The following is a 25289-nucleotide window of genomic DNA, read 5'->3' as shown; positions in this document are numbered from 1 at the left end:
TTTTCTATACATGTATGCGATTTTATCGCGCAGTTTTATATTTTATCAAAAATGGAGCTAGATGTTAACTATATTATTAGTATAGATGAATTTATTTATTAATATCATCAATATTGTAAGGTGTAATCTGATATACATAGTAATTAAGCCAGTTTGTATATAAATTATTAGCATGACTTCGCCAAGATAAAAGTGGTCTTCTATTGCAATCATCATCTGGATAATAATTTACTGGTAATGCAGGATTTAAGCCTTTTTCTAGATCTCTTTTATATTCCTGATCAAGAGTATATCTATCATATTCAGGATGACCCATAATAAAAATCTGCTTGCCATTCTCTGACATAACAATATAAATTCCAGCCTCATCAGAATCAGCCAATACAGTAAGCGCCCTATTTTTTAGAATATCTTCTCTGCAAGCTTCTGTATATCTAGAATGTGGTGCCATAAATACATCATCAAAACCTCTAACTAATGGTTCTTTTCTATTCATTACTTTATGCTTATAAATACCTGATAGCTTCTTAGAAAATTCCACTTTCTTTACGCCATAATGATAATATAATCCTGCTTGAGCACCCCAACAAATGTGAAGAGTAGATGTTACATGTTTTTTACTCCACTCCATAATTTCAGTAAGTTCATCCCAGTAATTTACCTCAGTAAAATCCATTTTTTCCACTGGAGCACCGGTAATAATCATCCCATCAAAGTTTTTGTTCTTAATAGTTGAAAAAGTCTCATAAAATTTTCTTAAATGAGATGCAGACGTATTCTTTGAAACGTGGCTTTCTAACTGTAAAAAAGTTACATCTATCTGAATTGGTGTATTTGAAAAAGCTCTAAGTAACTGTAATTCTGTATCTTGCTTAATAGGCATTAAATTTAAAATCACAATTTCAAGTGGTCTAAAATCCTGAGAAAAAGCCCTTTCTTCATCCATGACGAATATATTTTCATCTTCTAGCTCTGCTCTAGCTGGAAGGTCATTAGCAATCTTTACTGGCATAACACTACCTCCTAAAAAAACATCTTATTCAAAATAAAATAACTTTAACATTATCCCTTAAGATAACATGTCTTCTCTTCCGATTAATCTAATAAATTCTTCTTCTGTAATTACTGGAACACCAAGCTTTGCTGCTGTTTTATTCTTAGTTGACTGTGATTTAGAGTCGTTATTAATTAAGTAATCCGTCTTACTTGTAACAGATCCTGTAACCTTGCCACCTAAAGTTTCTACTAATTCCTTAATAGCATTACGATTAGGGAATATATTAACAGTTCCTGTAACAACTAATACTTTTCCCTGTAATATATCTGATACCTGATTATCAACGACTTCCTCTAATTCCAATTCATCCAATAATCTATTAAACAAATTCAAATTAGCTTCATTACTAAAAAATCTAACAAATCCGCTAGCAATAACCTCTCCAACTCCATCAATTGAAGTAAGCTCTTCTACATTAGCGTTTAGTATCTTTCTAATTGTATCATTGTTATCTTCACCCTTAAATGCCTTAACAATCATCTTAGCATTGGAAAGACCAATATTTTCAATACCCAAGCCAAAAATCAATCTAACAAGGTTAGATTTTCTAGCATTATTAATAGCTGTAATTAGCTTATTATATGATTTTTCTCCAAAACCTTCCATGGACATAATCTCATCTGCATATCTGTCTAAGTGGAATAAATCAACATAATCATGAATAAAGCCGCAGCCAATGAATTTTTCAAGGGTTGCCTCGGATAAGCCATCAATATTCATAGCATCACGACCTACAAAATGTGTAAATCTTCCCACATGCTTTGCCTGACAATCTTCATTAACGCAGTAGAGGAATTTAACATCATTAATAGACCTAACTTCAGTCTTACCTCCACACACAGGACATGTGTCTGGAATCGGCATATTACCTGAATTTGTAAGGTTTTTAGCAATCTGTGGAATAATCATATTGGCTTTAAAAACCTCTATTTCATCACCTAAACCAAGATTTAAGCCCTCCATAACACTTATATTATGCACGCTAGCTCTACTAACATTAGTTCCTTCAAGCTCAACAGTATCAAAAATCGCCACTGGATTTAAAAGACCTGTTCTTGATGCACTCCATTCAATTTTTCTTAAATTAGTCTTAGCTGTTTCATCAGACCATTTAAATGCCATGGAATTTCTTGGGAATTTAGCAGTTCTACCAAGGGAATCTCCATATGCAATATCATCATAAAGAATAACTAAACCATCTGATGGTAAGTCATTAGTTGGAATTGCATCGTAAAAATTCTGTATTTCATCAAGAATATTATCTTTAGTTACTCTCTTATATTCAACAACATCAAAGCCCTGCTCTTTAAGCCATTCAAACTGGTATTGTCTTGAATTCTTAAAATCAACATCCTCTGCAGATACTAAATTAAAGGCTCTAAATTGAACATTACGTTCCTTTGTAATCTTATTGTTTAGCTGTCTAACAGAACCAGAACATAGATTACGTGGATTCTTATATTTAGCGTCAGCTTCAGGAATAAGTTCATTAATTTTTTCAAAGTCAGAATAAGAAATAATAGCCTCGCCTCTTAAAACCAACTTTCCCTTATAAGGTATGTTAAGTGGAATATTTTTAAAAACCTTAGCATTATTAGTTATAATTTCTCCTATTTCACCATTACCTCTAGTTACAGCCTTACTAAGACTTCCATTCTCATATGTAAGTACAATAGTTAAGCCATCAAGCTTCCATGATAAAAGACCTACATTTTCTCCAAGCCAGTCTCTTAACTCTTCTCTTTGCTTTGTCTTATCAAGACTTAACATTGGAGACTCATGTCTTTCCTTTGGTAATTCAGAAAGTGTCTCAAAACCAACATTTATTGTAGGGCTGTTAGATAGAACATGACCTGTTTCTTTTTCAAGTGCCACAAGTTCATCATATAAAGCATCATATTCAAAGTTACTCATAATTTCTGTACCCTTTGAATAATACGCCTTTCCAGCCTCATTTAGAATCTCAACTAATTCCTTAATTCTATCTAATTTATTCATTTGTTCCTCCCATATAAATTAACTATTTAATATCTTATAAAGAGCTTCTTTTTCAGCGCCCTTAATTTCCCTATATTCGCCAGTCTTTAAATCACCTAGCAAAATATTAAGGATTCTAACTCTCTTTAGGCTAACAACATTTCTATTGCAAGCCTTACACATTCTACGAATCTGTCTATTTAAACCCTGTGTCAAAATAATTCTAAAAGTTTTGTCATCAATTTTAGTTACTTCGCACTTATTAGTTGTTCTATCTAATTCTTCAAGATAAATTCCAGATCTCATCTTTTTTAAAAATTCGTCATCAATAGATTTATTGACCTTAACAATGTATTCCTTCTCATGAAGATTAGCCGATCTTAAAATCTTATCAGTGATTTCACCGTTATTAGTCATAAGAATAAGTCCGCAGGAATCCTTATCAAGTCGACCTATTGGGTAAATTCTCTCCTTGTAATTAATATAATTTACCACTGTGTTAGTACCCTGATTATCAGTTGTAGTGCAAACAATTCCTACGGGTTTATTAAAAGCAAGTAAAATATCCTTTGTATTGGTTTTTTGCTTTGTAATTAATTTACCATCTATTACTATTTCATCTGTATCACAAACCTTAGTACCAAGGCTAGCAATCTCGCCATTTACCTTGATTCTACCAGCATCCACCATTCTGTCAGCTTCTCTTCGTGAACAAATACCAATTGCGCTTAAATATTTATTAATTCGTTCCATACTAAGTTCCTTTCTAAAATACACATGACGGGAGTCGAACCCGCGACCTTTCGCTCCGGAGGCAAACGCTCTATCCAACTGAGCTACATGTGTACAGCCTTATTAATCTTACTATATTTTTTAATATCTATCAAATAAAACAATACTTGAATTTACCAATGGTTTATTATATAATGTTTTAGAAAAATCTATTATAGACCTTGTCTATATCCAAATTATCCAAATTTTACCCAATTACCAAAAGATAACATTTAAGGAGAACAATCTATGGAAAAATTAAATTACAAAGACTTTACTATTACCCTAAAAGAACAGGTAGAGGCAAATATGAATGCCGATGTTAATTTAAGTCTAAAGCAGGTAGTTAAAAATAACGACCTAAAGCTAGATGCCCTGCTCTTTAATAAAAAGGGAAGTAATGTATCACCCACTATTTATCTTAATCCCCTCTATAACGAATACGAAAAGGGGCTATCTATTGAAACAATAGTTTCAAAAATCACAGAACAATATAATAATCTAGAAATTCCCGATTTTAACAATGAATTACAAAACTATCTAAACTACGAAAAAGTAAAAAAACGTCTATCAATCAAACTAGTTAATTATGAGAAAAATAAGGACTATTTACAAAATGTACCCCACATAAGACGTCTTGATTTAGCCATTACTTTCCAGTATGTAGTTGAGAAAAAGGCAAAGGAACATGCAGCAATCCAAATAAAAAACTCCCACTTAAAGCAATGGAATATAGGCCTTGATGTTCTTTATGAAGATGCACTAAATAATACAACTAGTTTTCTACCAGCAGTTTGCTATTCCCTATTTGACTCTGTTAATAACAAATATTCAAATGAACCCCTTGACTTAGATAATTTATCTTTAAATGAATATGATCTACTAATTCTTACAAACGAAAGTAAGGTATGCGGTGCAGCAACCCTATTCTATCCTAATATTCTAGAAAAAATCTCACAAAGTCTTAATTCTGATTTATATATTATCCCAAGTTCAGTACATGAAATTCTAATATGTCCTAAAAATAACAATATTGATAAGGATGAACTAAATAAGTTAGTAAACTTTGTTAACAGAAGCGAAGTTGCCCCAGATGAAATACTTTCAGATTCCATTTATATCTATGATTCTAGCGATAGAATAATTACTAAATAAACTTTTTTTATTTTCATATTGACATTATTCCATTTCTACTTTAAGATATATGAGTATGTTTACATTAGATCGTCCGTGTCCGGCTTTAATGCGAAACAGTTAATAATTGAAATGATATTTTTAATAAATGGAGGTGTACGGATTGGCTAACATTAAATCTGCTAAGAAAAGAGTAATTACAAGTCAGATCAGAGCTGAAAGAAATAAGGCTATTAAGTCTAAGGTTAAGACTTATATTAAGAAGGTAGACGCTGCTGTTGCTGCTGGCGACAAGGCTGCTGCTGAAGCTGCTCTTCCAGTTGCTATTAGCGAGATTTCTAAGGCTACTTCAAAGGGAATTTTCCACAAGAATACAGCTGCTAGAAAAGTTTCTCGTATTACAAAGGCTGTTAACACATTAGCTTAATAGACTTGATTAATATTATATGAAATTAAACCTCGTTGGAGCCCACTCACAACGAGGTTTTTTCATGTCTATTTTTCATTTTTCATTTTTCATGTTTAGTGTTTAGTTTTAATTCTAAACTAAGCTTGAATACTTAACTATAGCAAGTTCAATACCCATCTTATCATTTAATTTACCACTCTTTACGCCCTCTTCTATATCAGCAAAATATTCTAGAGCATCTTTAATCTGTTCCATACTAAATTTCTTACTTTGATTTAAATATTTATTAATAACAAAAGGCGGTAATTTAATAGCAGCTGCAATATCTTTACTACTAATATGTCTGCTATTCATTTCTTTAACCTGAAGCATACCATTATATTGACGCACAATTAAGAATAAAATTCTCATAGGCGATTCTTTTAGGGCTAAAAGTTCGTAATAAAGCTTTAGTGCCTTTTTTTGATCGCAATTAGCAATTGCCTCTACCATATCAAAAATATGGCTTTCTGTCTGTGTTGAGACAATTTCTTCTACATCCTTAGTTGTGACTTCCTTTTTTTCAAGGCAATAACTTTCAAGCTTATCAAGTTCCATTTTAATAAGATTCATTGATGAGCCAGTCTTAGAAATAATATCATCACAGGCATTAGCTGTAATTCTAATATCCTTGGCCTTTAAAACAGTTGCTATCCAGGTTCTTAAAACTGCCACACTTTGATAAGTCATTTCAGTTACATAACCTACATTTGAAACCGCCTTATAAAGCTTATTTCGTTTATCAATTTCACTTTCAATAAAAATCAATACAATGTAGTCTGGTAGGTTCTTAATATAATTAGCCAACTCATCATTTGACTTTTTAAAAAAGCCACTATTCTCCACAATTACCGTCTTTCTATCGCTAAAAAAAGGCATTGTATCACAAGTATCAATAATTTCTTTAACATCGCACTCAGCTTCCTTAAAATAGGCATAATTCATTGTATCATCGCCCACAAGTGCAGTCTTTAATTTATCTCTATATTGTCTTTTTAGATATTCTTCTTCACCATATATTAAATACACTTTTTTAAAATCGTTGTTTTTAATATCTTGTGCAATAACTTTCATCTTAAACGCTCCTCTTTTAATTACTTTCTAAATATATCATGGATAGCTTAATTTATAAAGACGAGTATTTATAAAAATCCTTTTGTCTTTACTTACATTAATGTTAGTCTGGCCACATTCTGAGCTAATAAAAAGCTTTGTGTTAAATTGCGAAAATGTATCTAAAGTCTCTTTATTTGGATGCTTATATCTATTATTTACGCCACAAGAAATCAGGCCAATATCAGGCTTTATAGTATTAACAAAAGCAAAACTAGAACTAGTCTTAGAACCGTGATGACCAACCTTTAATAAATCTACATCCCTAATATCAATAGCCAAACTCTTGGCATTTTCCATAATACAAGCTTCCCCTACACTTCCAGCATCACCAATTGTAAGCATCTTAAAATTGCCATAATTAATAAGATAACTTGCAGATATTTCATTGGCATCATCTAAATTAAAACTAGTGGATGGGTGTAGGCAAGTAATCTTAAAATCAAGTCCATCTATTTTTTTATTTGCTATTATTAGTCCTGAATTTACACCGATAAGCCTAATATTTAACTTCTTAGATAAGTCTTTTATTTTCTTAAAATTCTCGTTATTAGTAATACAACTAGAATTTGGAATTGCAATAGTCCCCACCTTTATTTTATTGCTTTCAAGAAGAGAAATTATTCCATTAACATGATCTGCATCAAAGTGGCTAATTGTTATGGTATTAATCCTGTCTATTCCACGACAAAGAAGAGCCGATTCTATTCTGTACTTATAAACATCCACCACATCACTACTACCGCCATCAAAAAGAAATGTCTCATTCTTACAAGTAAGTAAAATACAATCTCCCTGTCCCACATCAATCATACTTATATTTAAACCCTTAGCTAAGACATATTTTAAGCTAAATAAGTTTAGAATAAAAAAGACAAGCAAACACATTATTAGCCTTTGAAAAATATGGACATATTTTTCAAAATAGCCATCATAAATAAGCTTATATATAATAATCAAGAAAACAAGCAAAATATAATAAATAACAATAGTTCTTATCCTTGGTCTTCCTGTTACTACTATACTATGCCAAAGGCTTAAATTTATTTTCACCAGGGCCAAATATAAATCCAATATAAAATTGCAAACCCCTGAAAAAATAAGACTTAAATTTAAAAAGGCTATGCCTATAAGTCCTGATAAAAAGGCACTAACCATAAGTAATGACATAAGGGGAATTACTATAATATTAAGAATCACACTGTATATAGGAGTCTCAAAATTAGTCCATAATATCACAGGTAAAGTCATTATCTGAATGGAAAGGCTTAAAATCCCCATATCAATTATTTTCTCAAATAATTTTAAAATTATGCCCTTATCCCTTCTATCACTTCTTTTTATAAAGATAAAAATTCTATCCTCATTAAAAAGAATTGGATATAAAAATGCTATTCCTGCCATTGCAAGAAAGGAAAGCAAAAAGCCTGTATTACATATGACATACGGATTATCAGTAACTAATACAAGAATAGATAATGAAATCGTAGTAATTAAATCATTGCATCTTCCAATATTATCAGCAACAATAAGGCAAATAATCATAATAACTGCCCTTCTACAGCTAATTCCATTACCAGTTATTATTAAATATGAAAGCATAATAATGCTAGAGATGATTCCAGCGTAAAACACCCCTAATTTCCTTTTTAACAACTTATATATACTAACCCCAACTAAAGACACGTGTAGGGCAGAAATACTTAATAAATGCGCAATTCCGCTAGTTCTAAAATCACTTTTTATATTCTCATCTAAGTCGCTTTTATTCCCAAGAGTCATTGCAATAACTAGGCCCGCTTTTTTAGGGGAGAAATTATTATTATATACAGCAATCATCTTTGATTTTAATTTGTATAAAAAAGGCTTAATCCCTGCATTTTTATCAGTTTTACTAGAAAGATTAGAAACTTGATATTTTCCCTTTATTCCAAGAGATGCATAATAATTATAAGAATCAAAATTCCCTTCATTTCTAGCCCTATCAAAGTTAGATAGCTTACCCTCTAATGTTACATAATCTCCTTCCATAATGTCCATTTTTTCATAAGAATAAACCTTTACACTAAACCTATCCTCTAGGCTTTTATCCTTAAAAATTTGACCATTAGATATAATAAAGGAGGTCTTATCTTCATCAATTTCTAGATTAGAAACATAACCTCTTAGTTCACAGCTAATAGCATTTTTGGAATCTACACCTTTTAGCATCTTAGCCTGACTATTAATATTTAAAAATCTTATTGTAATAATAGGAATAATAATTAGACATAAATAATAGATTGAGGATAGTTTTTGTTTAGACTTAAATAATGAGATAACTAATCCTCCAATAAGAGCCAGCCATATATTAAAGACTGGCCCAATAAAAATACAACTAAAAGCAGCTATTAAAGCAAAAATAGCCACTATAAAAATCGGTCTTTCCATAAAATTACCATAGGCAATTTAAAATAATTAATTACTAACTAAATCATCTTTAAATTCAAATACAGTATCTAAGCTAATGCTTTCTCTGTATAACTTACTAGAATCTCCATCCACAAGTATCTTAACTGCTCTAATTTCATCCACACAACATAGTGAATTTGTTAAAGAGTAAATAGGAATTTCACTTTTAGCATTTACCATTTCAGTAATAAATTCCTCAGAGAAATTAACATAACAAATACCATCATTTACAGATAAACTAAGAAGACGCACATCACTTGGAATTGTTCTGTAATAACCTGATTGAGATGGCCCTGTAATCAAAGACTCCACAATTAATTTTTCAATTGAAGTGTTTGAATTATGAGGCAGGGTTCTCTGACATCTAATCAATTTATCCCCTGACTTATTAGCATAAAAAAGAGTTACATTACTCCATTCTATTGGCTGCATGTCATCATCCGTATCATCTACTAAGTCGCCCCTCATCATTATAGGAATTTCCTTACCATTTTTTACAAGTGGACTTCCATCCACCATAAATCTTACACCATCTATTCCATCAATAGCAGTAATTTCCTTAACCATAGCTGCTCTATAAAGTACTTCATTATAGGAATCATAATCATAATACGATTTATCATAATCAAGAGTAACTAGATTATCAGTGATATAAATAGTCGGATTAGATATGTAATCAGGCTTAATAACAACTTCTTCCTTATTGCGACTTTTCTTTGACATCTTCTCTATTAACTTATTTATTATTTCCTCGTTATCATTAGAATTAATGACAACTTCCTTTGCAATTAATTCATCTTTATTTGTATTTGTGTAATAATAAGTATATTTCTTACCACTAATCTTATTACAAGCAAACATTTGCGTTGCAAAGACCACAACTAACATTAAACTTACTAATTTTTTCATATTTTCCTCATTACTGTTCTACGTAGTTAATTGGGACCCTTAGTGTAAATACTGTTCCAACATCTTCCTCACTATGTAACTTAATTGTTCCATGATGCATAAGAATAATACTCTTTACAATAGATAAGCCAAGACCTGTACCACCGGTCTGTCTTGATCTTGCTTTATCAACCCTATAGAATCTATCAAATACCTTGCTTTGGCTTTCCTTTGGTATACCCATACCAGAATCCTCAACCTTAACATAAAAATACTGGTGATCCGCATTTAAAGAAACATGAACCCAACCATTATTGTCGTTATATTTAATAGCATTTTCTACAAGATTAGTCATAACTCTAGTCATCTTAACTTCATCTATCTGGGCAATTACAGGTCTAAAACTTTCAAAAAGAACTTCAATATTCTTCTTTTTAGCAATAGGCTGTAATCTTTTTAAGACAAGTTCTAGCATTTCATTCATATTAACCGCAGTAATATTAAGAGCTGATGCTGACTTATCCATTCTTACAAGAGCTAATAAATCCTCTATAATCTTACTTTCTCTATCAATTTCAGAAACAATATCTGACATAAATTCCTTATAAACTTCAATAGGGAAATCTTCTCCCGTATTTAAAGAATCCGCTAGAACCTTAATAGATGTAATAGGTGTCTTTAATTCATGAGACACATTAGATACAAATTCTGATCTTGAATCATCTACCTGACTTGCAGTATCCAAAATCTTATTAAAGTCCTTAGCAAATCTCCTATATTCATAAACGCCCTTTTCACTTAATCGCTTATCTGTATGACCTTGGGCAATATCATTTACCACATTAAGTTTTTTGTTAAAACGTCTATTAATTACATAAAAATCAATAAACAAAATCACAAATACAAAGGTAATTAATATTAAATGTAGGGCAAAACTTATCTCATTAATATAAGTTAATATCTCCTTAACATCTGATTGGTCTATATTTCCAATAAGAACGCCTATAACCTCATTGTTTTTATTATAAATAGGAGTTGCAGTCTCAATATTGCCAGTTTGTTTATTAAATTCCGAAATTGTTCTTGCCTTCTTAAAAATCTGAAGGATATTAGAATTAATTAATGTTCTACCATCATCAATATAATAAGTATCCCACAAAACTTCCAAATTAGAATTCACAACCCTATATCTAGAATTTGAAAGAGCAGATGCAACATTTAACCTATTATAAATCCCCTGTTCCTTTGCCTCATCTAAGGATGAAAAATTCTTATATTCAGAGGCGCATACAACAGTAGAATTCTGTAAATTAGCCTTATATTTGTTAATTAAAGCCTTATTAAATGCCCTATTTAATACAATGGTCGTTGCAAAAACTAAAACAGTACATAGTATACCTATAATAACAAATTCAAATGTAGATAAGCTTGTTAGAAAATTAAACAAACTTGATTTTATTTTAAAAAGCCTTTTTTTATTTCCTTTTTTATTTTTTAAATTTATATTTTTGCTCATATCAATACCACATCAGCTTAAACACTAAAATAATATCCCACACCCCATTTAGTATGAACATACTTAGGATCTGATGGATTTTTCTCGATTTTTTCTCTTAAACGTCGTACATGTACGTCAACAGTTCTTGCATCACCTGGATAATCACTGCCCCATACAGTCTTAAGTAAAAGGTCTCTACTATAGACCTTAGTTGGATTTGAAGCAAGGATTTCTAATAAATCAAACTCCTTAGCAGTAAGATAAATCTCATTATTATCAATAAAAAGATTTCTACTATCCATATCTATAGTCATGTTTCCTGCTGTAATTATGTTGGATTTTTTCTCTTCTCTTGCCTTAAATTTATTACGTCTAAGAATCGCCTTCATTCTAGCCTTTACTTCTAGGATATTAAATGGCTTAGTAATATAGTCATCAGCACCATATTCTAATCCTAAAATCTTATCCATGTCATCACCTTTAGCTGTTAGCATGATAATTGGCACATCTGAAAATTCTCTGATTTGCTGACAAACTTCAAGGCCATCCATCTTAGGAAGCATAATATCTAATAGAATAATATCGTATGTATTCTCTCTAGCCATCTTTAGAGCTTCTTCCCCATCATAGGCCACATCAACTGTCTTATAGTCTTGCAAAAGACTAAATCTTAAACCCTTAACTATTAATTTTTCATCATCTACTACTAAAACCTTGTCAGCCATCTTTAACTCTCCTAATCTATATTTTAAACACAGATTAAATCTTTGATTTTATTATAAGCAGCATCTTTAATGCCAGAAACATTCTTTATATCCTCAATAGATATAAATTTCCCCTTATCATCTCTATAGGCAATAATTGCTAAGGCTCTTGATTCACCAATACCAGGTAAAGTCATTAGCTGATCTTTAGTTGCTGTATTTATATTAATTTTACTAGAAACAGATGTCTCGCCACTAGGATTAGTCTCAAATTCAAGGTCATTGATGCTTGGAATATAAATCTTCTCCCCATCCTTAACCAAAGTTGCTAAATTAAGTGCTTCTAAATTAGCATCTTCTAATGTTCCCCCTGCAAGTTTAATAGCATCAATCACTCTTTGATTGCTATCAAGCTCATAAACACCAGGGTTTAGAACTTCCCCACATACATATACATAATACTTAGAATTATTATTAGTCGTCATTTCTTCACTACAAATTACTGTCTCTAGTTCAAATTCTTTATCTGAAGCTTCATCTATGCTTAATTTTTTATTATTATAGCTAAAATAATAAATCACTCCACTTATTACAAAGATAAGTACAAGCGCCACAATTTTTAGCCAATCTCTATATTCTTTATATATTTTTGAAATTATCATGTACACTCCTTTTTTATAAAAAGGTCCCTCTGCGTACATTTAATATTTTACAAAATTGTTACAAAATTTACAAGGGAGTATTTTAATCCTGTAATAATTTCTAGAGCCTTTATATTATTTACACTATTTAATATATTTGATAAAATATGTGGTATGCAGGCAACTGCGGGAAACTATAAATTATCTTAGGGGGAAGCTACACGTGTTAGAAAAAGACGAAAACATTTCACAAGATGAAGCTTTACAAAATTCTACAAATGATGAAGAAAAATCATCATCAATAAAAAAGAAAAGAAAACTCAAGCTAAATTTGCTTGAACAAAAAGGTGAAATAATTCCTAGCGGAAATATAACATTTATTTTAGCTTTTATTTTACCTCTAATTATGTATATTGCACTTTATTACATAAAAGAAATTTATCCCTTTGGAACTAATGTATATCTTCGTTCCGACTGTTATCATCAATATGCCCCATTTTTCTCAGAATTATGGCATAAGATAAGAAACGGTGAATCCCTTTGGTATTCTTGGGACGTTGGAATGGGAACAAACTTTATTTCACTATTTGCTTACTATTTAGCAAGTCCAGCAAATATTATAATTGCCCTATTTCCTCAAAAAATGATTCCAGTAGTTATGGATTATTTACTAGCTGTTAAATTATCCCTTGCAAGCGTTGCAATTTGCTACTACATATCAAAGCACTTTAATACTAAGAAAATCTCAATAGTTCCATTTGGCGTATTCTACGCATTTAGCGGATTCTTAGCAGCCTTTAGTTGGAATATAATGTGGATTGATTGCGTAATACTATTACCACTTATTATTCTTGGACTTGAAAGACTTGTAAATGAAGATAAATGCATTTTTTATTGCATAATGTTAGGACTATGTATCTATACTAACTACTATATTTCAATAATGGTTTGTATAAGTGTTTGCCTATACTTTATTTGTTTACTAGTAAGCTATAAAGGCAAAAAATCTCTATTAGTATATTTAAAGAAAATCCTTAATTTCGGGGGATTTTCAATACTTGCAGGAGGATTGTCTGCAATTCTTTTATTGCCAGAAGTATATACATTTTCTTTATCAGCATCTAGTTCAACTACTTTTCCAAAGACTTGGACTAACTACTTTAGTATTATAAAAGAATTCACAAGACACTTAATTAATATTCCAGTGCACACAGCACTTGAACACCATCCAAATATATACTGTGGAGTATCCGTTTTAATACTCCTACCACTGTATGTTATTTGTAAGGAAGTAAGACCACAGGAAAAAATCAGTAAAATTGCCCTTTTACTTATATTCCTTGTGTCATTTAACCTTAATATACCAAATTATATCTGGCATGGATTCCACTATCCTAATAGCCTTCCAGCTAGACAGTCATTTATTTACATATTCTTCTGTTTAATAATTTGCTATGAAAGTTTTTCACATATTAGCAAAATGACAAACAAAGAAATATCCACAGCATTTTGGATTTCTATTGGATTTTTAATCCTTGTAGAACAGCTATTTTGCCAGGGTGATGACTACGACTTTAAGTCAGTATATATAAGCGGAATATTTATTATAATCTACGGTCTGCTTATTTATTTAAAAAGAAATACAAAGCAAAAATCACCAATTCTGTTAATAATTATGTTTGCAACCATAATTATTGAAGCAACCATAAACATGGACGAAACAGGACTTGGAACAACTTCACTTACATCATATCAGTCTGATTATGAAGGAGTAAAAAACATCACAGACTATGCAAATAGTATAGATTCAAGCTTCTTTAGATCTGATAAAGTGATAGGTGCTCGTACTAAAAATGATGGAGCTTGGCATAATTACCATTCAATTTCAACATTCTCATCCACATCTAGTGCAGGAATGTCAAAATTATACTCTTATCTTGGATTTGAGAGCTCAACTAATGCCTATGGTTATAATGGCCAAACACTAGTAACAAATTCATTATTCTCAATTAAGTATCAAATTAGCAATAAGATTTTACCAACAAGTCCACTTCTTACATATGTAGGAGCTAATAACGGTGAATTCTTATATGAGAATGAGAATGTATTACCTGTTGGCTTTATGATTCCAGAAAATGCCGAAGAGAGCTGGTATCCATTAAAATCAAGAGATGGAATCGAGAATACCAATACACTTATTGAGAGCTTAACCGGTATTTCAGATGTATTTACATCAACTTACAGTTATAGCGGTGATAGCTGGGTTTACTTTAGCCCTGTTAAAGATGGACATATATATTTAATTTGTAACAATTCAAGTTGTTCATCTATTCATATTACAATAAATAACGAAACAACAAGGGATTTCACAAGTATTAAGGCAGGAACAATTCTTGATTTAGGTTATTACACAACAACTGATACCTTTGAAATTGAATCTGAAAATTCTATGGGATTACAGGTTTATACCCTTGAATCAGATCGTTATGAAGAGGCTATGAATAAGTTAAATAAATCCGGATTAAATGTAACTAAATGGTCAAGCACTTCAATTGAGGGTACAATTAATGCAAGCGAATCAGGAAAGCTCCTCTTCTCAATTCCTTTTGATAAGGGATGGTCAGTATATATTGACGGAAGAAAGGTAACAACAACAAGTTTTAAAGATGCACTTTTAATGGTAGACCTATCAAAAGGTGAACACACAGTAAAGCTTGTATTTACTCCAGTTAACGCATATCTTGGAATATTAATAACATTAATTAGCATTCTTATCTTAATTGGAATATACATCTTTAATAAGAAAAGAGCAGAAAAACCTAATAAAAAGATTGCCATTAACAATAAAATCGAAGAAGAATTTTATGAAGAACTTCTTGAAGAAGAAGACTATAGTGATGAAGATATTAAAGATGCAGATTTAAAAAATCCAGATATTACCATTGATGAAGATGCTGTAATGGATAAAAATTCTGTTGATGATCTAAAGAAATTAGATGGCATAGACTAAATTAAAATTCTTATAAAAAAGCCTCCCTAGTTGATATGTAGCCTGAATCCTGGACATGTCAAAATAGGGAGCTTTTTTACTTTTTATTTTTATTTTAACTTTTTATTTTAACTTTTTCTTTTTACTCTATTATTTCTAAGGCCTTATTTATACAGCTTTTAAGAATCCTTACTAACAATACTAGTGTAACCAATTCCCTTACTATTGACGCTATCAATGTAATAAATAAAGTCGTCATATTTTAAAGGCATTGAAAAAAAGAAGCCCTGTACATAATCACAGCCAAATTCTATAAACTCCTCAAGCTGCTCCTTACTCTCTATACCTTCAATTAGTATCTCTAAATCCAGCTCCTTAAACATCTTAATCATGTTCTTAATAATAACCTTTATAATCTCATTCTTATAGTCAAGAACAAATAATCTATCTATCTTAACCACGTTAATTGGTAAAATACCAAGTCTACGAACGTTAGAATAGCCAGTTCCAAAATCATCTAGAGAAAATGAAAAACCATATTCATGTAGTTTAAACAGATTTTTCATAACCACAGCCTGGGAATGAGATGCTATGCTTTCTGTAATTTCTAGATTAATCTTGCTTGGATTAATATTTAAACTCTTCATATAATTTATGATATTATCAGCCATATCAATTTCTAAGCACTGTTGTACAGAAATATTAATTTCCACATAATCAAGTCCGATTTTTTCAAAGTCTTTTGATGCTACAAATTTCATTACTTCCTTTAAGACCAAATTGCCTATCCTAATAATAGCACCGTTTTTTTCTGCTGCAGGAATAAAAATATTAGGAGAAATAAAGCCATATTTCTCATCATATAACCTAAGTAGTGCCTCTGCGCTATTAAACCTTCCCTTCTTAATGGAATAAATTGGCTGATAATACACTCTAAAATTATTAGCTAAATAAGCCCTCTCAATTATCTTGTCAATATTAGCATTTATATAAACATCCCTATCACTATAAATGTCCTTCGCCATAAACAAATTACCTGATAGATTGCTATTATAAAAACTATTACTAAAGCTTATTAAATCCCTGATTTTATCAAAATCCTTAGGAAAATTAACGACACAAGTATATGAGTTAATATCTACATTTATATGATTAAAGCATATAGGTTTTGAAAGCGCATCATTAATCTCCTTGCCAAGAATTAAGGTACTCTTCTCATCATCCTTTTTTGAAACAAGAGCAAATTTAGCGTAATCTAAATAGTAAATCTTATATTTATTCTTATCTTTATTAGCTAAACTTAAAATCACACCTCCTACCCTACGAATCATAGAATTATAATGCTCATAAGAAAGTAAGGAACGAAGTGAATTTTCATTTTTAATCTTAATAAAAATAATATTTCTGTTAAACTTAGTCTTTTTAAAGCGCTCCACATCAGTTACAAAGGCATTCATATTATAAAGCCCCGTAATGTTTTCAGTAAATACTTCCGGACGTTGTATAGTCTGCATTATAAGCAGAAGCACTAAAGAAATACTAAATAATTCAATTAGCATAAATGGAAAAATCATTTGAATAACAATAGCAATAATTAATATAGGGTACATTCCCATAACGCATTTATACTGATATGGATTATATAAAAACTTATGTTGTAGTACAAACATTAATGAGCAAAAGAAAATCAGAGCTGCATAAATATAAATTATAAAGAAATAGTCGCCTCTTTCATAAATACCATCACTATTTATCCTAAAAATTATATGGTATCTAAAATTAACCAAAAGGAGTGTAAAAATCAGACATACTCCTCCAATATGAATAATCCAAAACCAGGTCTTCTTAAGCATAATCTGCCATAAATCAATAACACTAATATTGTAAAGTGTATATAAAAATATATTAGATGTATGAAAAAACAAATAAAGCGTATCTGGAATATACTTTAGAATATAGGGATAAGCAATCCTCATTCCAGTAAAATCCAGCGTAACTGCCCAAATATCAAATATACAGACAAATATTCCATTTAAAGTATTAAGCATTAAAAGGGCATTGGACGTACCCTTTGTCATTTTTCTAAAATAAAAAGAAAAAAGAATTACAACATTAATACAAAGGGCAGCAATATCAAAATAAATTATTTTAGTCATAAAGACATACTCCTCGTCACGTATAGAAAAACTATAATAATTATAGCATATGTATTTATTTAAAACAAATACATATGCTATAAGAAATTTTATATTTAGTTTTCTTTTAAATTGACATTTGGAATCTGCTTTTGCTAACTAACTAAATTGTATTTAGATAATTCTCATTAAATTCAATAACCTGCTTCATAACATCAGGACCTGGTGCACCTAATGTAAGTCTCTTATTTACACATGTCTTAATACTAATTGCATCATAAATATCATTCTCAAATACAGGACTAATCTTCTTATAATCTTCAAGACTCATATCATCAAGGGCAATACCCTTATCAATGCAAAATAGAACTAACTGTCCAACAATACCATGGGCTTCTCTAAATGGAACACCCTTTTTAACAAGGTAATCGGCAGCATCTGTTGCATTAGTAAAGCCATGTTTACATGATTCTTCCATTCTAGCTTTATTAAATACTAAAGTATCTAACATACCCTTAAATAAACTAATGCATCCCTTAACCGTATCAATTGCGTCAAAAGTCAATTCCTTATCTTCCTGCATATCCTTATTGTAAGCAAGGGGAATTCCCTTCATAGTTGTTAAGATGCTCATAAGAGCACCATAAACCCTACCAGTCTTACCTCTTACAAGTTCAGCAATATCAGGGTTCTTCTTCTGTGGCATAATTGAGCTACCTGTTGAGAAAGCATCATCAAGTTCAATAAATTTGTATTCGTTAGAATTCCAGATAATAATTTCTTCTGAAAATCTGCTTAAGTGCATCATTATTGTAGAAAGAGCACTTAAAAATTCAATTACATAATCTCTATCAGATACAGAGTCCATACTATTAAGTGTAGGACCATAAAAATCAAGCAATGACGCAGTTAATTCTCTATCAAGAGGATAAGTTGTACCTGCAAGTGCACCTGCGCCTAAAGGACAATAATTCATTCTCTCATAAATGTCTATTAAACGAGATCTATCCCTTTTAAACATTTCAAAATAAGCTCCGAAATGATGAGCTACAGTTACTGGCTGCGCCTTTTGTAAATGAGTAAATCCAGGCATAAATGTATCTACATTCTCCTTCATAATGCGAAGAATAACTCTAAGTAATTCCTTTAATTCATCATCCACTGCAAGGACTTCATCTCTTGTATAAAGTCTCATATCAAGCGCAACCTGATCATTTCTTGATCTACCTGTATGTAATTTCTTACCAGCATCTCCAATTCTTTCAATTAAGTTAGCTTCCATAAATGTATGAATATCCTCATATTCATCATTAATCACTAATTTACCGCTTTCAATATCCTCTAATATTGAATTTAAACCATCAATAATTTGCTTGCCTTCTTCTTCAGAAATAATGCCAGCCTTAGCTAACATAGTTGCATGTGCAATGCTTCCTCTAACATCCTGCTTATAAAATTTCTGATCGAAAGATATTGATGCATTAAAATTATTTACTAATTCATTAGTTTCCTTAGTAAATCGACCGCCCCAAAGTTTCATTTTCATTCCTCCTGATTTTAATGAGTTAAATCATTAAATTATTCCATACTAATTTAACAAATGTAAGATTATATGTAAATAAAAATTTATAATTTTACCTTTGTTCCCTTAGTATCTCTGTGTGCCATTTTCATTTTACTTAGGTCAACAGTTTTCTTTTTATAATCAACAGTCACATCGTCACCATCGCCATAAAGGTAAACGTCTAGTACTGTATCATCTTTAGCTAATTTAATTCCACGAACACCAATGGCATTCTTCTTCTTTTCTGGAACTTCTGTTAATGGGAATTTTAAGAAAATTCCACCCTTAGTAGCTAAGACAACATTTAAATTACTTTCAATAGATTCCTCTTCTACAATTTCACCATCAAGGGTAAATTTTGAATATTTTTCTATCTTAGCATCTGTTAAACTTACACTTACAACTAAATCATCCTCATTTAATTTAGTAGCCATAACAGTCTTTTTATTAGCTTCAAATTCTGTAGAATCTACAAGCTTCATCATACCCATCTTAGTTACAAATAATAATTTTTTGTTCTTTATATTGCTTTCACTGCCGATAAATACAATATTCTCTCCACTACTATCGTAATTACCAACATTATCAATTGGAGTACCCTTATCTCTAAATCTTGTATATGGTAAATCTAATACCTTTATTTGATGAAGATTACCAGTATCTGTAAAAATAAGGATTTTTCCTGTATTCATACAAGTAAATACATATTTATTTTCAGCATGAACTGCCTCTTTATTACGCTCATAAGCTGACACATCAATTGTCTTTGCGTAGCCAAATCTATCCATTATAAACACAACTGGCTTTTCTTCTATTTCCTTTTCCTTAAATACAGCAACCTCAGCATCAAGAATTTCTGTCTTTCTATCAATACCATATTCCTTACTAATAGAAACTAAGTCAGCCTTAATAACCTTAGCCATTTCCTTCTTAGAAGAAAGGATTTTCTCATATTTAGCAATTTTCTTAAGACATTCTTCGTATTCTTTTTGAAGCTGAAGAATTTCAAGTCCAATAAGTTTATAAAGACGCATCTGTAAAATCTCTGTTGCCTGTCTTTCAGTAAATCTTAACTTGCTAGCTTCTTTTCTTGATTTTTCAGTCTTAAAATTAATATCCTCTACATTACCATTAACAAGGCAGTCCTTAGCCATCTTAAGATTTTTACTTCCTCTTAAGATTTCAATAATAAGATCAATAATATCACAAGCCTTAATAAGACCTTCCTTAATTTCCTTATTATCCTTTTCTTTATTAAGAAGTGTTGTATATTTTCTAGTAGCAAGCTCAAACTGGAAATCTACATGATGCTTGATAAGCTGCTTTAAACTTAATGTTTCAGGTCTACCATTAACAATAGCAAGCATATTAACACCGAATGTATCTTCAAGTTTTGTCTTTTTATAGAGCATATTTTCAAGGTTCTTATAATCTGCATTTTTCTTTAATTCAAGAACAATACGAATACCTTCCTTAGAAGATTCATTGGAAATATCAACAATATCACTAGTCTTCTTTGTCTCAATTAAATCTACAACGTCAGAAATAAATTTAGAAATGTTAGCACCAATCATTGTATATGGAATTTCTGTAATAACTAATTTATCTCTTTCTGATCTTTTCTTAGCAGGTTCATATACGACCTTACCACGAAGTTTAATTTTTCCCTGACCAGTTTCATATATATTAAGAAGTTCTGATTTATTAATTACAATACCACCTGTTGGAAAATCAGGTCCTGGCATGATTTCTAGTAAATCACTAGTTTCAATATCTTCATTGTCCATATAGGCACATACAGCAGCTACTACCTCTCTTAAGTTATGAGGTGGAATATTAGTTGTCATACCTACTGCAATACCATCAGCACCGTTAATAAGTAGATTAGGAACCCTAACTGGTAACACCTCAGGTTCTTTTTCTGTTTCATCAAAGTTAGGCACAAAATCTACCACATTCTTATCAAGATCTGAAAGATATACATCCTCTGTAAATTTCTTAAGTCTAGCCTCTGTATATCGCATAGCAGCAGCTCCATCACCTTCAATAGAGCCAAAATTACCATGACCGTCAACAAGAGCCATTCCCTTTTTAAAGTCTTGAGATAATACAACTAAAGTCTCATAAATAGAGCTATCACCGTGTGGATGATATTTACCCATTGTATCACCAACAATTCTTGCTGATTTTCTATGAGGCTTATCATGTCCTAGATTTAATTGATCCATTGCATATAATACTCTTCTTTGAACTGGCTTTAAGCCATCTCTAGCATCAGGAAGAGCACGAGCTGTAATTACACTCATGGAATAATCTATATATGACTTTTGCATTATTTCAGAAAATTCTGTCTTAACTATTTGTTCAGCCATTTTATGTTAATAAATCCCTTTGGATTTACATTCCTCCTTATGTATTTAATTTAAGCATCGATTTCTGCTTCATTAGCATGAGCATAAATAAATGCTCGTCTAGGTGGAACATCGCTACCCATAAGCATTGATGTTACATCTGCTGCCATCTTAGCATCTTCAATTTCAACCTGTTTTAAAATTCTTGTTTCAGGATTAAGAGTTGTCTCCCATAACTGTTCCGGATCCATCTCTCCAAGGCCCTTATATCTTTGAAGTGTAAAGCTGCCAGCTTCATGATTTTTACGATAATTTTCAAGAGCCTTATCATCATATAAATATTCACCAGTATCCTTACTCTTCTTATCATTTTTCTTTTTTGGAACCACCTTATAAAGAGGAGGTGTAGCAATATATACATGTCCCTGATTTATAAGCTCTGGCATAAATCTGTAGAAAAAAGTAAGTAATAATGTATCAATATGAGCTCCATCCACATCGGCATCAGTCATAATAATAATTTTGTCATAGCGAAGTTTACTAATATCAAAATCATTGCCATAACCCTCAAGGAAGCCGCAATTAAAAGAGTTAATCATAGTCTTAATTTCAGCATTAGCTAAAACCTTATCAATACTTGCCTTCTCTACATTAAGAATCTTACCTCTAATTGGGAGAATTGCCTGTGTACGTCTGTTTCTTGCAGTTTTTGCAGAACCACCGGCAGAATCACCCTCAACAATAAATACTTCACATTCCTTAGGATCTCTACTTTCACAGTTAGCAAGCTTACCATTGCTATCAATAGAGAATTTCTGCTTTGTAAGAAGATTTGTCTTAGCCTTTTCTTCGGCCTTACGAATCTTAGCAGATTTTTCAGCACAGGCAATAACAGCCTTTAGGGCATCTAAATTCTTATCAAAGTAAAGTTGAACTTCATCATTAGTAATTGATGAAACAACTGTTGAAGCATCAGGATTATCAAGCTTTGTCTTAGTCTGTCCCTCAAATCTAGGAGCAGGATGCTTAACAGCAACAATAGCTGTCATACCATTTCTTACATCAAAGCCTGTAAAATTATTATCCTTATCCTTTAAGATACCAAGTTCTCTCGCATACTGATTAATAATAGATGTAAACTTAGTCTTAAAACCAGTAATGTGAGTACCACCTTCTTGAGTATAGATATTATTACAAAATCCAAGGATATTCTCCTCAAATTCATTAACATACTGAAAAGCCACTTCTACTTCAATGTCATCCTGCTTATTCTTAAAATAAACAATATCACATACAGCTTCCTTTCCTGCATTTAAGTCCTTAACGTAAGCTAAAATACCATCTTCTTCATGGAAGGAAATTTCTTCTTTTTCTTCAGCTCTAAGGTCCTTAAAGTTTATAGTAAGTCCCTTATTTAAATAAGCAATTTCATGAAGTCTTGACTTAATTGAATCAGCTTTAAATCTTGTTTTTTCAAAAATTTCACCATCAGGAAGGAAAGTAACTGTTGTACCTGTATCATTTTTTCTACAAGTTCCAATTTCTTTTAATGGGGCAACCGCCTTTCCTTTCTCATATCTTTGCTTATAAACCTTTCCATCAAGACGAATCTCAACTTCTAGCCAAACTGAAAGGGCGTTTACAACAGATGCACCAACACCATGTAAACCACCTGAAATCTTATATCCGCCATCGCCAAATTTACCACCAGCATGAAGTACTGTAAATACTACTTCTACTGCAGGAATTCCAGCCTTTGGATGAATACCAACAGGAATACCTCGTCCATTATCCTTAATTGTTGCAGTTCCATCTTCATTAAGAGTAACGTCTATTTCATCACAATAACCTGCTAAATGTTCATCAACAGAATTATCTACGATTTCATAAATCAAATGATTAAGACCCTTAGTACCCACACTACCAATGTACATACCTGGTCTTTTTCTAACAGCTTCTAGTCCCTCTAAGATAGATATACTATTAGCATCATATTTTTTATCTGCCATTATTTTTGCTCCTTATTTCTAATAGTTTCTTATACATCTAAATTTATTCTTAATAATTAGTTATTAAAAAATGAGTTAAACACACTTTCAAAATTCATTGAAAAAACATTACATGAACGCACGCTTATCTTGTTAAATACTTTATTGTTAAAATCAACATATACCTTTGATTCATATTCATTCATAAATTCATTGAATTTTTCAAGTTGCTTATTCTCTAAAATAGTTGTCTTATTAACCTCTGTCTTAGTTTTATCATTATCTGATGTACAACGAATAATGTAGTATTTATCACCTATATTAATAATTTGACTCATATCACCTGTGGCAAGGTTAAAGGCAACTTTTTCAAATTCCTCATCCATATCCCCACGTTTAAGTTCAATTTCATATTCGCCATCATCATTGATTTCCTTAGCTAATGCAAAAAATGATGTGCCATCTTTAATTTTATTATAAGCATCCTTTATTTCATCTTCAGAATCACTTACAATGTACTGAATATCTATAACTCTAGCATCATCATAACTAACTTCAATATCATATTCTGATACAATTTCTTCATAAACCTTTTTAGCTATTGCAAATTTAGTAAACATCTCCTCTAAAGAATCTTCATCGATTTTTATATTATTCTTATCATCACTAGATAAACCATTTAAATATTCCTTAGCCGCAGACTTTACATTCTCTTCATCCTGTCTTGAAAGAACAACTCCTCTTTCCTTAGCTAGCTTATTAAGCATGGCCACACGAATTAATTTAACCCTAATCTGATCATCAACATAAGTATAGAAATTCTGTCCATCAATTTCCTCGTTCCATATATCAGAACCTAGTAGTTCCTCATACTGACCCTTAGCATCAGACATAGCAATTAAGGCTTCGTTTCTAGTTATACTTTCACCACCTACTTTAAGAATAGTGTTCTTACCAAGCCCTGTGCTAAAATATACTAAATTTCCATTAAAAAACTTAATAAACACACCGCATAAAACAATAAAAGCCACAACAATAATTGCGCATATTAGTCTTCTTTTCTTATTTTTCACAATCCCTACTCCTTAAATTAATTTTGTCTATTTATGATATGGCTCATTTTTCATAATTCTAAAACTTCTATATATCTGCTCTAATAACACAACTCTCATTAACTGATGAGGGAATGTCATCTTTGAAAAGCTTAGCTTATAATCAGCTCTATCATAAACTTCCTTTGATAAACCAAGAGAACCACCAATAACAAAAGTTATATCACTTTTGCCACTAAGTCCCAGGCTATCTATTTTTTGAGATAATTCTACAGAATCAAGCATCTTTCCCTCAATTGCAAGGATAATAACATAGGAATCATCCTTAATGTTAGAAAGAAGTCTTTGACCCTCTTTTTTCTTAATTTGTTCATTTAAGGCATCGCTTGCATTCTCAACCGTTTTTTCATCTGCAACTTCAACGATTTTTAAATTACAATATCTAGATAGACGCTTTGAATATTCATCAATTGCCTGAGTGTAAAATTTTTCTTTAATCTTACCCACGCAGCATATAGTAATCTTCAA

Annotated in this window: 18 protein-coding genes and 1 tRNA gene; 3 read left to right on the top strand and 16 right to left on the bottom strand. The window is 31.1% G+C overall.

Features of this window, described 5'->3' with window-relative positions:
- Positions 1-91: 91 nt before the first annotated feature.
- The 4 genes from metA to T537_RS0100790 all read right to left on the bottom strand — a co-directional run bounded on the left by metA (position 92) and on the right by T537_RS0100790 (position 3880).
- Positions 92-1012 carry a homoserine O-acetyltransferase MetA gene (gene metA, locus T537_RS0100805; protein ID WP_027438033.1) on the bottom strand — a complete coding sequence of 307 codons (921 nt, stop codon included), beginning with the start codon at positions 1010-1012 and terminating at the stop codon, positions 92-94.
- Positions 1013-1069: 57 nt separating this feature from the next.
- Entirely contained in the window at positions 1070-3055 is a 1986-nt protein-coding gene (gene ligA / locus T537_RS0100800; protein WP_031555610.1) for an NAD-dependent DNA ligase LigA, read from the bottom strand.
- Positions 3056-3073: 18 nt separating this feature from the next.
- On the bottom strand, positions 3074-3787 hold the full coding sequence (locus tag T537_RS0100795) for a pseudouridine synthase (protein WP_031555608.1): 714 nt from the start codon (positions 3785-3787) through the stop codon (positions 3074-3076).
- Positions 3788-3806: 19 nt separating this feature from the next.
- Positions 3807-3880 (bottom strand) — tRNA-Arg (locus T537_RS0100790).
- Positions 3881-4054: 174 nt separating this feature from the next.
- On the opposite strand from T537_RS0100790, the gene T537_RS0100785 reads away from it, so the two are divergent.
- Both T537_RS0100785 and rpsT read left to right on the top strand, forming a co-directional pair.
- Complete coding sequence (locus tag T537_RS0100785) at positions 4055-4960, top strand: DUF5688 family protein (protein WP_031555606.1); 906 nt, start codon at positions 4055-4057, stop codon at positions 4958-4960.
- A 142-nt stretch (positions 4961-5102) separates the two neighbouring features.
- Positions 5103-5366, top strand: coding sequence for a 30S ribosomal protein S20 (rpsT, locus tag T537_RS0100780; protein WP_031555604.1), 264 nt, complete (start codon positions 5103-5105; stop codon positions 5364-5366).
- A gap of 114 nt (positions 5367-5480) precedes the next feature.
- Here rpsT and holA read toward each other — a convergent pair whose 3' ends face one another.
- The 6 genes from holA to T537_RS0100750 are packed head-to-tail and all read right to left on the bottom strand — an operon-like array spanning position 5481 to position 12703.
- Complete coding sequence (gene holA, locus T537_RS0100775) at positions 5481-6461, bottom strand: DNA polymerase III subunit delta (RefSeq protein ID WP_027438038.1); 981 nt, start codon at positions 6459-6461, stop codon at positions 5481-5483.
- A gap of 36 nt (positions 6462-6497) precedes the next feature.
- Positions 6498-8930, bottom strand: coding sequence for a DNA internalization-related competence protein ComEC/Rec2 (locus T537_RS0100770; RefSeq protein ID WP_031555600.1), 2433 nt, complete (start codon positions 8928-8930; stop codon positions 6498-6500).
- Positions 8931-8957: 27 nt separating this feature from the next.
- Complete coding sequence (locus tag T537_RS0100765; protein WP_027438040.1) at positions 8958-9860, bottom strand: GerMN domain-containing protein; 903 nt, start codon at positions 9858-9860, stop codon at positions 8958-8960.
- Positions 9861-9870: 10 nt separating this feature from the next.
- Positions 9871-11355 carry a sensor histidine kinase gene (locus T537_RS0100760; protein WP_051637124.1) on the bottom strand — a complete coding sequence of 495 codons (1485 nt, stop codon included), beginning with the start codon at positions 11353-11355 and terminating at the stop codon, positions 9871-9873.
- A gap of 17 nt (positions 11356-11372) precedes the next feature.
- On the bottom strand, positions 11373-12062 hold the full coding sequence (locus T537_RS0100755; RefSeq protein ID WP_027438041.1) for a response regulator transcription factor: 690 nt from the start codon (positions 12060-12062) through the stop codon (positions 11373-11375).
- Positions 12063-12085: 23 nt separating this feature from the next.
- Positions 12086-12703 (bottom strand): helix-hairpin-helix domain-containing protein, encoded by a 618-nt coding sequence (locus T537_RS0100750; protein WP_031555594.1) that lies wholly within the window; start codon positions 12701-12703, stop codon positions 12086-12088.
- Between the two features lie 202 nt (positions 12704-12905).
- Here T537_RS0100750 and T537_RS0100745 point away from each other — a divergent pair, with 202 nt between their 5' ends.
- On the top strand, positions 12906-15692 hold the full coding sequence (locus T537_RS0100745; RefSeq protein ID WP_051637123.1) for a YfhO family protein: 2787 nt from the start codon (positions 12906-12908) through the stop codon (positions 15690-15692).
- A gap of 158 nt (positions 15693-15850) precedes the next feature.
- On the opposite strand, the gene T537_RS0100740 is transcribed toward T537_RS0100745, so the two are convergent.
- From T537_RS0100740 to rlmH, 6 genes are all read right to left on the bottom strand, one after another.
- Positions 15851-17827: an EAL domain-containing protein gene (locus tag T537_RS0100740; protein WP_031555588.1), complete on the bottom strand. Its 1977-nt coding sequence runs from the start codon at positions 17825-17827 to the stop codon at positions 15851-15853.
- 142 nt (positions 17828-17969) lie between these two features.
- Positions 17970-19346, bottom strand: a complete 1377-nt coding sequence (argH, locus tag T537_RS0100735) for an argininosuccinate lyase (RefSeq protein ID WP_031555585.1) — start codon at positions 19344-19346, stop codon at positions 17970-17972.
- Positions 19347-19432: 86 nt separating this feature from the next.
- Complete coding sequence (locus T537_RS0100730; RefSeq protein ID WP_031555582.1) at positions 19433-21742, bottom strand: DNA gyrase/topoisomerase IV subunit A; 2310 nt, start codon at positions 21740-21742, stop codon at positions 19433-19435.
- Positions 21743-21792: 50 nt separating this feature from the next.
- Positions 21793-23730: a DNA gyrase/topoisomerase IV subunit B gene (locus tag T537_RS0100725; protein WP_027438046.1), complete on the bottom strand. Its 1938-nt coding sequence runs from the start codon at positions 23728-23730 to the stop codon at positions 21793-21795.
- A gap of 56 nt (positions 23731-23786) precedes the next feature.
- Positions 23787-24782, bottom strand: coding sequence for a peptidylprolyl isomerase (locus T537_RS0100720; RefSeq protein WP_031555579.1), 996 nt, complete (start codon positions 24780-24782; stop codon positions 23787-23789).
- Positions 24783-24809: 27 nt separating this feature from the next.
- The gene (gene rlmH / locus T537_RS0100715) at positions 24810-25289 is read right to left on the bottom strand and encodes a 23S rRNA (pseudouridine(1915)-N(3))-methyltransferase RlmH (RefSeq protein ID WP_027438048.1); all 480 of its coding nucleotides are present in this window, start codon (positions 25287-25289) and stop codon (positions 24810-24812) included.

Source organism: Lachnospira multipara LB2003 (genome assembly GCF_000702205.1).
Lineage (GTDB): Bacteria > Bacillota > Clostridia > Lachnospirales > Lachnospiraceae > Lachnospira > Lachnospira multipara_A.
Note: the sequence above shows the minus strand (reverse complement) of the source record. Positions and strands in the feature narration are given on the sequence as shown.